The organism is Citrobacter sp. wls826, from assembly GCF_005281245.1.
GTDB classification, from domain to species: Bacteria; Pseudomonadota; Gammaproteobacteria; order Enterobacterales; family Enterobacteriaceae; genus Citrobacter; species Citrobacter braakii.
On the sequence record NZ_SZWS01000061.1, the window covers coordinates 126,683 to 136,816 of the forward strand.

Genomic DNA, 10,134 nt, shown 5'->3' on the forward strand with positions numbered 1-10,134 from the left:
TCCGACAGCGTAGCCCGCGATACCGATGACGAAGAAGCCAACGATGATCCACAGCGGGTTCACTTTTTTACGCAGCAGCCACATACAGGCGAAAGTCAACAGCAGAGGAACCAGACCCGGCATCAGCTGGTCAAGGATAGTCTGCACAGTGGTGACACGAGTCTGACCATCCTGACCGGTGATGGTGGAAACCACCAGCGGGATGTTTACGTGCGTCCACTTGTTAACCAATGCCCCCATGACAAACAGGCCTAGGATTGACGCCCCCTCAGTCAGTTTCTGCAGGAAGCCGCCGCCCATATCTTTAACGATATCGATACCTTTACGGTAGCCGTATGCCACACCGTAGTAACGGGTTGCCAGACGAACCAGGTTAAACAGGATGAAGAACAGCAGTGGTCCAAGCAGACTGCCGCTCATCGCGATACCTGCGCCAAGTGCGGCGAATACCGGACGTACGGTACCCCAGAAGATCGGGTCGCCCACGCCTGCAAGCGGTCCCATCAGACCAACTTTGATACCGTTGATGGCACCATCGTCAATCTCTGCGCCGTTTGCACGCTGCTCTTCCATCGCCAGCGTAACGCCCAATACGGGGGCCGCTACGTACGGATGGGTATTAAAGAATTCCAGGTGACGCTTAATAGCCTGCTTACGTGCGTCGTTGTTTTCCGGGTACAAGCGGCGGATAGCCGGCACCATGGAGAAACAGAAACCCAGCGCCTGCATACGTTCGAAGTTCCAGGAACCCTGAAACAGGTTAGAACGAAGGAACACGCCACGAATGTCACTCGGAGTGAGTTTTTTCTCGGTGGTAGTTTTAGTCATATCAACCATTTCGCTCACCTGCTAGTCCAGTTCGTTATCGAGATCGTTATTGCCAGCCGCAGCAGCAGGTGCACCGGCTACGCGGTTATATTTCGGGCTCAGCTGAATGTAGAGGATAGCCATTACTGCGCCAATCACACCCAGAGCAACCAGGTTGAAGTTAGTAAATGCCGCGGTGACGAAGCCGAGGTAGAAGAATGGCATCAGGTAGCCTGCGCGCATCATGTTGATGACCATCGCATAACCAACCACTACGATCATACCCCCTGCGATGTTCAGACCGCCGGTCACAACTTCCGGAATGGCATTAAGCATGCTCTGAACTTCACTGGTACCAACAGAAATCGCCACGATTACCGCCGGGATAGCGATACGCATAGCCTGCAGGAACAGGGAGGATACGTGCAGCCAGGAGATCGCCGTTAGGTTACCGTTTTCTGCCGCCTTATCCGCTGCGTGCTGGAATGCTACGGTGATAGTACGAACGATGATGGTCAGTACCTGGCCTGCTGCTGCCAGTGGGATAGCCAGCGCGATACCTGCACCAATGCTTTGGTGACCCGCGATAACCAGAACGGTAGAGATAATTGAGGCCAATGCGGCATCAGGTGCAACCGCAGCACCGATGTTCATCCAGCCCAGGGCGATCATTTCCAGGGTACCACCGATGATGATACCGGTTTTCATATCACCGAGAACGGCACCAATCAGCGTACAGGCCACCAACGGACGGTGGAACTGAAATTCATCGAGTACCGACTCCATACCCGCGATACATGCGACGATGAACACCAGCACAATCTGAAGAGTGGTAATCTCCATTGTACTTCTCCTATTGCTATACAGACTTAAGTGTGAAAACTAAGTAAATGCCAGGGCGTTATTTCACCTTGGCAATCAAATCCATCATTTTCAGTTTCTGATCGGTAGAAACCTTACGAGCCTCGAGCTCAATACCGCGTTCGTTGAGTTTCTTGAAGGCTTCGATGTCTTTTTCATCGACAGAAATTGCGTTGTTTACCTGCGTTTTACCCTGACGGAAAGCCATACCGCCAATGTTTACAGAGGTAATTTTCACACCACCTTCAACGATACGTTCTACGTCGGTCGGGTTGGTAAACAACAGCATCACACGCTCACCTGCATACTTCGGGTTGTTGTAGACGCGGATCATTTTCGCGACATCAACCACATGCGCCGTCACACCCGGAGGTGCAACCTGGGTCAGCAGCGTTTTACGCACGGTATCGGCGGCAACTTCATCACTGACGACGATAATGCGTGTTACGTTGGTTTCTTTGGTCCAGCGAGTTGCCACCTGACCATGGATTAAGCGGTCATCAATACGCGCCAGGCCGATCTGCATATAATCGTTCGGACCCATCGGTTTGGCGGGAACTGCTGCTTTTGGCGCCGCGACTGGGGCTGGAGCGGCTTTCTCCACCGGTTTTGCTTTCAGCGCTTTCACGCCTTCGCTACCGGTTTCAACGGCCAGTGCTACTAATTCATCGAAGCTGGGGTTGTCATCACGCGCCATGAAGGTTTCAACCAGCATGGGAATGTTCACACCGGCGATGACTTCGTAATGCTCTTTATCGACGACAATGCGGCTCGCAGCGTTAAACGGGCTGCCTCCCCATGTGTCAACGAGAAACAGCACGCCTTTACTGGTATCGAGTTTTGCCAACTGAGCGTTGTACTTTTCAATCAGCGTTTCGGCATTTTCGCCTGGAACGAAATCGATCCAGCCGACGTTTTCCTGCTCGCCTAACAGCATTTCTGCTGTCTTAAGTAACTGCTCTGCAGCCCAACCATGTGTGCCTATTACAATAGCAATGGTCACTTGCTACCTCCTTTATTATCGTTAACACATCAACGTGAAGATGTATTTGAATCGTCGTCCGCAATCGAATCGATTCAGATAAGGGTTACAAAGAAAAACCTATGATTTTCGTGAATTATTTTAGATATCGAAAAAAATATTTTATGTGATGAAGATCCGTAATTTAACTTCCGATAAAAAGAAATTTCGAAGGGTAAAATATCTCCGAAACAACTTATTGCAAAGGAAGGTAAATCTTTGCTAAAAAACGGTTGTCTCTGTTATGTTTAGCATCGGTTTAATTACTCAGGAGTATAGGGCAGTAGCTCACCATATGGATCGTCACCGACGTCATTTCACTACCAGGCCGTATCAAGCCTGTCAGATTGGCACTTTTTGCCACAAATTTTTTCTGCATATCGCTTCAACGCCTGAGATCCTCAGCGCGCAGTTTGGTCATTCCTTAAGCAGGAGCTTGTCATGGAATTATTAATGGACCCGCAGATTTGGGTGGGTTTGCTCACGCTTGTCGTTCTCGAAATTGTTCTGGGTATCGATAACCTGGTCTTCATTGCGATCCTGGCTGATAAGCTGCCGCCAAAACAGCGAGATAAAGCGCGTTTAATCGGTTTGTCACTGGCACTGGTTATGCGCCTGGGCTTGTTGTCCGTGATTTCGTGGATGGTGACGCTAACTAAGCCGCTATTTACGGTAATGGACTACTCGTTCTCGGGGCGCGATCTGATCATGCTGCTGGGGGGGATTTTCCTCTTGTTCAAGGCCACGACAGAGCTGCATGAGCGGCTGGAAAACCGTGAACATGATACCGGCCAGGCAAAAGGGTATGCGAGTTTTTGGGTTGTTGTGACGCAGATTGTCATACTCGACGCGGTATTCTCGCTGGATGCCGTTATTACGGCGGTCGGTATGGTCAACCATCTGCCGGTGATGATGGCGGCGGTCGTGATTGCTATGGCCGTGATGCTGCTGGCTTCTAAGCCGCTGACACGATTTGTGAACCAACATCCGACGGTGGTGGTGCTGTGTCTGAGCTTCCTGTTAATGATCGGTCTGAGCCTGGTTGCCGAAGGGTTTGGCTTCCATATTCCGAAAGGCTATCTGTATGCGGCGATTGGCTTCTCAATCATCATTGAGTTGTTTAACCAGATTGCCCGTCGGAACTTTATTCGCCACCAGTCGACGCTGCCGCTGCGTGCGCGCACTGCCGATGCAATCCTGCGTCTGATGGGGGGTAAAAGTCAGGCCAGCGCGCAGATGGAATCCGACAACCCGGTGCCGGTTCCCGTCCCGGAAGGCGCATTTGTGGAAGAAGAACGCTATATGATCAACGGCGTCCTTTCTCTGGCATCGCGTTCATTACGCGGCATTATGACGCCTCGTGGCGAAATTAGCTGGGTTGATGCAGACCTGAGCGTGGAGGAAATTCGCGAGCAATTGCTCTCGTCACCACACAGCCTGTTCCCGGTGTGTCGTGGCGAACTGGATGAAATCATCGGTATTGTGCGTGCTAAAGAGCTACTGGTCGCGCTGGAAGACGGTGTGGATGTGGCGGCCATTGCCTCCGCGTCTCCGGCTATTATTGTCCCGGAAACGCTGGATCCTATCAATCTGTTAGGTGTTCTGCGACGCGCCCGCGGCAGCTTTGTTATCGTCACTAACGAGTTTGGTGTAGTCCAGGGTCTGGTCACGCCGCTGGACGTATTAGAAGCTATTGCCGGTGAATTCCCGGATGCTGATGAAACGCCTGAAATTATTGCTGATGCAGGCGGTTGGTTGGTGAAAGGTGGTACCGATCTGCATGCGTTGCAACAGGCGCTGGACGTGGATACGTTAGTGAATGAAGATGAAGACATCGCCACGGTGGCAGGTTTAGTCATTGCCGCTAACGGCCATATTCCACGCGTAGGTGATGTTATCGATGTTGCACCGTTGAGCATTACGATTGTCGAAGCCAATGACTATCGTGTGGATTTAGTTCGCATTGTTAAAGAACAACCCGCTCACGACGAAGACGAGTAAGCGGGGTTAGCGAAACGGCATAACGTGCATACTGTGTCGCCCGTTATGCCGGGCGGGCGGCGGCGTGCTGCCCGCCAGCCATTTGGGAAAATCGCGCAGCGGCATCGGCTTTGCATACAAAAAGCCTTGCAATAAATGTACTCCGTGTCGGCGCAAATGCTGTGCCTGCGCCTGTGTTTCAACGCCTTCCGCCACCAGTTCGATATTCAGTTTTTTCCCCAAAGCGATAATGATGTCTGTGACGGTTGAGTTCACGGCGTCTGTCCCGATTGCCGAGGTAAATGATTTATCAATCTTCAGCACATCCGGGCGAAGCTTTTCCAGCCAGGAGAGCGAGCTGTTGCCGGTGCCGAAATCGTCAATTGCCAGCTTTACGCCAAGCCGATTTAACTCGCGCACGACCCGATAATCCACATCCAGCAACGCATCGCGCTCGGTGAGTTCGATAACCAACTGCTGAATAGGGTGCTGGCTGAACCAGTACTGGTTGAGATCTTTTAGCAGCGTACCGTTACGAAAATGGCTGGCGGCAACATTAATCCCAATATGAAACTGGCTGCTCATCGGGAATACGTGCCGTTGCTGAATGGTTTCTGCGATGACATGACGGGTAAGCGGCACAATCAGGTTGTGCTCCTCTGCGATGGGAATAAACACTTCGGGAGAGATCCAACCCTGGCGCGGGTTATTCCAGCGTAAAAGGATTTCCACTCCCATACATTGCTGGGTTTGCGCATTAAGTAGCGGCTGGCAAAACAGCTCGAATTCCCGTGCAGCAAGGGCCAGATTTATCTCCCAGGAGAAGCTCATTCTGCTGGCGGTCGCCAGCCATGCCAGGTAGCCCACTAAAAAACTTAGGATCACCGCCAGCGGCAGTTGTGTTGGTAGATGTTTTATAGCCAGTTCGCTGGCACCCGGACCGGTGACGCTGATAGTAAAGGGGAAATGTTGCGATGAGAGCTGGTAGCGTTTTTCATTATCCAGTTCAGGTAGCGTATCGACAACACCCTGTCCATATAGCAAATGGCGATTACCGACGGTTAAGCTGGCATGGGTAATTTGCGGTGGCTGGGGTTCAAGCAACATGGACGATAATAAATCAATGTTAACGATTTCCAGCACGCCATCTGAGCCATCGGCAGATGCTGGATACCATTGCGTCAGAATCGGACTGCCCTTAATCAACGAATGGTCGGTAGACAGCAGCAATTGCGGCTCCCGACTGGGTAATTCAGGCTCCAGTTGGCGAATAGGCACATTGCGATAGCCAAAAATGCTGGAACAATAAAGGATCCCGCTCTGAATCAGGCTGATAGAACGTACCGTTTGCAGTCTGGCTGCATGCTTACTCAGAGGTAAACGCGCGACTGAGCAGGGAAGCCCAATCAGCGGTAGCAGTACATCGCGTCCGGTCTGTAGGGGCAAAAGCACGTCATCCAACTCTTCAACGGCGTGGTTGGCAAAGGTAACGGTATTGCGATGATTTAAATTACGCTCCGAAATAAATCGGACAGTTAATGTGAGAATGAGCGTCAGTAGTGCACATAATGTGCAGACGATTAAGCGATTCCGGCGATAGTTCTTGATGATCCTTTGCGCTGTTTGCATGCGGGCCGCCCGATAAGCCGTTGGTCACAGTAGCCAACAGCAACAGAGCAAGTGTAGTGGGGAAAATTACGCCAGACGAGGGAGAGGGGGCAAATTCGCCCATCCGTCGCAGATGGGCGAAAAATAAGTATTAGTCACATTGAACTTTGATTGCCAGACCACCGCGTGACGTTTCACGGTATTTGGCGTTCATGTCTTTACCTGTTTCGTACATGGTCTCAATGACTTTATCCAGCGAGACGCGCGGAGCGCTGGTACGGCGCATTGCCATACGCGCAGCGTTGATCGCCTTCACTGACGCAATGGCATTACGTTCGATGCACGGAACCTGTACCTGTCCCGCCACCGGATCGCAGGTTAAGCCGAGGTTATGTTCCATGCCGATTTCAGCAGCAACACACACCTGCTCAGGGCTTGCGCCTAACAGTTCAGCCAGACCCGCGGCAGCCATGGAACAGGCTACGCCCACTTCACCCTGACAACCCACTTCTGCACCAGAGATAGACGCGTTCATTTTATACAACGCGCCAATCGCGCCGGCCGCCAGGAAATAACGGGTATAGATATCCGGGCTGACGGACTCGATGAAATGATCGTAATAGGCCAGTACCGCAGGCACGATACCGCAAGCACCGTTGGTTGGCGCAGTAACTACGCGACCACCCGCGGCGTTTTCTTCGTTAACGGCCAGCGCGAACATGTTCACCCAGTCGATCACGTTCATCGGATCGTTGGACAGCTTGTCGCTGGAAACCAGCATACGACGCAGGGCTGAAGCACGACGAGGAACGCGCAGCGGACCCGGCAGCACGCCTTCGGTGTTCATACCACGATCGATACAAGCCTGCATGGTTTGCCAGACGTTACCAAAGTACTCTTCAATCTCTTTTTTACTGTGCAGAGCAAGTTCGTTCTGCATCGCCATGCCAGAGAGAGACAGGCCGGTGCTGTTGCAGTATTCCAGCATTTCAGTGGCGGATTTGAACGGATAAGGCACACTGACCTCGCCCGCGGCATCCTGACCAAAATGTTCTTCATCAACGATGAATCCACCGCCGATAGAGTAGTAGGTTTTGCTGTAAATGACGGTTTCGCCACTGTACGCGTGGATCTGCATTCCGTTTTCATGCAGCGGCAGGTTGCCGTTGTGAAAACGCATTCCGTCATTCTGCGGGAAATCCACTTCGTGTTGGCCCTGCGCAAGCAGCAGGCGTCCACGCGTTTCTACGTCGCGGATAAATCCGGGGATGCTGTCAATATCCACGGTAGCAGGCTCATTGCCCGCCAGACCCATAATAATGGCGATATCGGTATGGTGACCTTTACCCGTGAGCGACAGTGAACCATACACGTCGACGGCGACACGAGTAACGCTGTCCAGTAATCCTTTTTCGACCAGGTCATCGACGAACTGTTTACCCGCCTTCATAGGCCCTACGGTATGGGAAGATGAGGGACCAATCCCCACCTTAAACATGTCGAATAGACTAATCACGATAATACTCCTACAGGGCGACTGGGGTTTCCAGTAACGATGTTATAACTGCGCATAGTGTAAGAGGGAACGCGGCGATCGGCTTAACTATTCACATGAATTAAACTAATAGATAACCGCGGTTTTACTAATGTTGTGACCTGAGTTTCAAGTTGTCTATGGTGTGCGTAAAGATAAGTATAGTCAGGGCTTGACGCCAATTTGCAGCGCCAGCTCACGAATTATTCCGGCGGTCATTCCCCAGACGAAATATTGCTCATACCAGGAAAGCCATACACGATGTGAATCGCCGCGACGGTAGATATCCAGCGGATGATAACGACCTAAATGCAGGGCTTGTGCAAGCGGCATTTCGAACACGGCGGAAACTTCATCAACACTTGCGCGATATGGCAAATTTGGCGGGATAATGCCTACCACCGGCGTGACCTGGAAACCGGTCACGCTGTCGACCGGCGGCAGAACGCCAATCACCTCCACGCAGGATGGTGGGATCGCCACTTCTTCCTGCGCTTCGCGAAGGGCGGCGGCAATTAACGAGGCATCGCTGCTATCCACCGCGCCGCCGGGAAAGGCGACCTGTCCGGCGTGCTTGCGCAGATGAACGGAACGCTGAGTTAATAGTAACCCCGGCTGTGCACGACGCACGACGGGGATCAGTACGGCGGCCTGACGCTGGTTTAACGCAGTATGATTAACCTGCGGGCGCAGGAGTTGAAAGCGCGATAAAAAATCATCAAGCGTCAGGCTGCTGTATTCCACGTGTCAGTTCTCCAGTTGGTGCAAAATACGATTCACTTTATCAAACGTTTCCTGATACTCCGCATCTTCCTGGCTGTCCGCCACAATGCCACCGCCAGCGGAACAATAAATGCGTCCGTTGGTGGCTGTGAGCGTGCGAATGGTGATGCTGGTATCCATATTGCCGCAAAAGCTCAGATAGCCAATGCTACCGCACCAGGCGTTGCGTCTTTGCGGTTCCAGTTCGTCAATAATTTCCATTGCCCGCACTTTTGGCGCACCGGTAATAGAGCCGCCGGGGAAGGCGGCGCGCAGCAGGTCAGTGGCGTGCAATGATTCTGGCAGACGCGCGGTAATGGTGCTGACCAAATGATGAACGGCAGGGAACGGTTCGACAACGAACAGTTCCGGAACCTGTACCGAACCGGGTTCGGCAACGCGGCCGATATCATTACGCATTAAATCGACGATCATCAGGTTTTCCGCCTGATCCTTTGGGGAGTTCGCCAGTGATTGAGCCTGCAGACGATCGGCATCGGCATCTTCAAGTCTGGGCAGCGTGCCTTTAATCGGACGCGTCTGGATGTGCTGGTTTTCCAGCAGAATAAAACGCTCAGGTGAAAGGCTGAGAATCGCCCCCTCCTCAAGACGTATAAACGCACTGAACGGGGCGCGGTTCGCATGGTTGAGACGTACAAACGCCAACCACTCATCGCCTTGATAATGCGCCTGAAAACGCTGGGCAAGATTGACCTGATAGCAATCGCCGCTGTGCAGATAACGCTGCACCTGACGGAACCTTTCACCATACTGCTCGCGGGTCATGTTTGACTGCCACGAGGATGTTAACGAAAACGGTTCGCGCACGGGTATCTGTTGATTTTCCAGCCAACGGTGTCGTGCCTGTACATCGGAGTGGCTAAGTAGCGACACCCTTTGCAACTGATGATCGACAATCAGCGCCCAATCGTAAATGCCAACCGCCATGTCCGGTAGCGTGATATCCTGTTCGGCTTCCGTTGGCAGAGATTCAAAACGACGGCCTAAGTCATAACCGAACAGACCCAATGCGCCTCCCTGGAAGGGAAAATCGGGATTATAATCGGGCTGAATAGTCAGCGATGTCAGCGCCGAACGTAAAACTGTCATCGGATCATCAACCGTTTGCATAGTGCCGTGATGGTCATGCACAACGGTCTCTTCTGCATGTGTGACCAGCGTTGTAATGGGGTCGGCGACCAGAATATCAAAGCGATTATGCGGATGGTCGGCATGGCCTGAATGCAAAAGCATTGCCCAGGGCTGGTGGCTTAATGTGGCAAAATAGTGCTCAGCGGCGTCCAGACGCCAGGGGAGTGTGATTACAGCGGGAGATAACGTCTTCATCAGTCCTGACTCGTTGCTACTTCACTGGCTATGTGCCGGGTAGCATGAAATAATTAGCGCTAATAATTTAGCAGGAGTTCACCATGATTGCAGGTTTACCTTCACTCACGCACGATCAGCAGCAACAGGCGGTTGAACGCATTCATGAACTGATATCCCAGGGGATGAGCAGTGGCGAGGCGATTACGAAAGTGGCTGCTGAATTACGCGCCAG

The 10,134-nt window shown here is 52.2% G+C and carries 10 protein-coding genes; 3 read left to right on the forward strand and 7 right to left on the reverse strand.

Annotated features, from left to right (window positions below; genetic code table 11):
- The 3 genes from FDW87_RS18110 to manX all read right to left on the reverse strand — a co-directional run.
- The coding region (locus FDW87_RS18110) for a PTS mannose transporter subunit IID (RefSeq protein WP_137380049.1) at positions 1 to 837 on the reverse strand (837 nt) is incomplete at its 3' end.
- A gap of 12 nt (positions 838 to 849) precedes the next feature.
- Positions 850 to 1,650, reverse strand: a complete 801-nt coding sequence (gene manY, locus FDW87_RS18115) for a PTS mannose transporter subunit IIC (protein ID WP_016153395.1) — start codon at positions 1,648 to 1,650, stop codon at positions 850 to 852.
- A 58-nt stretch (positions 1,651 to 1,708) separates the two neighbouring features.
- Positions 1,709 to 2,671, reverse strand: a complete 963-nt coding sequence (gene manX / locus FDW87_RS18120) for a PTS mannose transporter subunit IIAB (RefSeq protein ID WP_047416602.1) — start codon at positions 2,669 to 2,671, stop codon at positions 1,709 to 1,711.
- Between the two features lie 313 nt (positions 2,672 to 2,984).
- Between manX and FDW87_RS23335 the strand changes: the two genes are divergently transcribed.
- Together FDW87_RS23335 and yoaE are read left to right on the forward strand one after the other, a co-directional pair.
- The gene (locus FDW87_RS23335) at positions 2,985 to 3,143 is read left to right on the forward strand and encodes a hypothetical protein (RefSeq protein WP_371415032.1); all 159 of its coding nucleotides are present in this window, start codon (positions 2,985 to 2,987) and stop codon (positions 3,141 to 3,143) included.
- Positions 3,131 to 4,690, forward strand: coding sequence for a CNNM family cation transport protein YoaE (gene yoaE / locus FDW87_RS18125; protein ID WP_016153393.1), 1,560 nt, complete (start codon positions 3,131 to 3,133; stop codon positions 4,688 to 4,690). The genes FDW87_RS23335 and yoaE overlap by 13 nt, the downstream gene beginning before the upstream one ends.
- A 6-nt stretch (positions 4,691 to 4,696) precedes the next feature.
- On the opposite strand, the gene FDW87_RS18130 is transcribed toward yoaE, so the two are convergent.
- The 4 genes from FDW87_RS18130 to pabB all read right to left on the reverse strand — a co-directional run bounded on the left by FDW87_RS18130 (position 4,697) and on the right by pabB (position 9,920).
- Positions 4,697 to 6,298, reverse strand: coding sequence for an EAL domain-containing protein (locus FDW87_RS18130; protein ID WP_016156794.1), 1,602 nt, complete (start codon positions 6,296 to 6,298; stop codon positions 4,697 to 4,699).
- Between the two features lie 130 nt (positions 6,299 to 6,428).
- The gene (sdaA, locus tag FDW87_RS18135; protein ID WP_016153391.1) at positions 6,429 to 7,793 is read right to left on the reverse strand and encodes an L-serine ammonia-lyase; all 1,365 of its coding nucleotides are present in this window, start codon (positions 7,791 to 7,793) and stop codon (positions 6,429 to 6,431) included.
- A gap of 183 nt (positions 7,794 to 7,976) precedes the next feature.
- A complete protein-coding gene (locus FDW87_RS18140; protein ID WP_016153390.1) occupies positions 7,977 to 8,555 on the reverse strand; it encodes a CoA pyrophosphatase in 579 nt (192 codons plus the stop codon).
- Positions 8,556 to 8,558: 3 nt separating this feature from the next.
- Positions 8,559 to 9,920 carry an aminodeoxychorismate synthase component 1 gene (gene pabB, locus FDW87_RS18145; protein ID WP_047416605.1) on the reverse strand — a complete coding sequence of 454 codons (1,362 nt, stop codon included), beginning with the start codon at positions 9,918 to 9,920 and terminating at the stop codon, positions 8,559 to 8,561.
- Positions 9,921 to 10,003: 83 nt separating this feature from the next.
- Here pabB and FDW87_RS18150 point away from each other — a divergent pair.
- Positions 10,004 to 10,134: YoaH family protein (locus FDW87_RS18150; protein WP_137380050.1), on the forward strand; the 131-nt coding region annotated here is incomplete at its 3' end.

Coding starts and splice junctions, on each gene's coding strand:
- manY (WP_016153395.1), bottom strand. CDS start 1,650: ATGGAGATTACCACTCTTCAGATTGTGCTGGTGTTCATCGTCGCATGT.
- FDW87_RS23335 (WP_371415032.1), top strand. CDS start 2,985: ATGGATCGTCACCGACGTCATTTCACTACCAGGCCGTATCAAGCCTGT.
- yoaE (WP_016153393.1), top strand. CDS start 3,131: ATGGAATTATTAATGGACCCGCAGATTTGGGTGGGTTTGCTCACGCTT.
- FDW87_RS18130 (WP_016156794.1), bottom strand. CDS start 6,298: ATGCAAACAGCGCAAAGGATCATCAAGAACTATCGCCGGAATCGCTTA.
- pabB (WP_047416605.1), bottom strand. CDS start 9,920: ATGAAGACGTTATCTCCCGCTGTAATCACACTCCCCTGGCGTCTGGAC.